1 protein-coding gene is annotated in these 362 nt (G+C 47.5%); it reads left to right on the top strand.

Features of this window, described 5'->3' with window-relative positions:
• On the top strand, positions 1–362 hold a 362-nt coding region (locus KEM09_RS22165; protein WP_212232097.1), incomplete at both ends, for a hypothetical protein.

Genomic DNA, 362 nt, shown 5'->3' with positions numbered 1-362 from the left:
TCAAATGGATGTACAAGTACAGAAGTAACAGTAGTAGTTACCATTCAGGCCTTACCGGTGCCGACCATTAATGGCGATGCCGCTGAGACTACCACTGAATGGTGCGAAGGCGAAGATATTACACTGACCGGTGGCGGAGGCGCTCCAGGAGCGACCTACTTGTGGTTGCTGCCCGATGGCAGTACTCAAAATACTGCAGTTCTGACCATTAATAATTCTGACAAGGCTACTTACGAAGGTACCTACACGCTTACAGTAACTGAAGGTACCTGTGTGAGTGCTCTTGATCATAATGTAGTGATTCATACTAACCCGGTTGCATTACCAGCCAACGGAGGAGACGTTTGTTTAGGTGATGACAT

It is taken from the genome of Carboxylicivirga mesophila (genome assembly GCF_018271975.1).
GTDB classification, from domain to species: Bacteria; Bacteroidota; Bacteroidia; order Bacteroidales; family Marinilabiliaceae; genus Carboxylicivirga; species Carboxylicivirga mesophila.
This window is presented reverse-complemented; position numbering and strand designations above follow the sequence as displayed.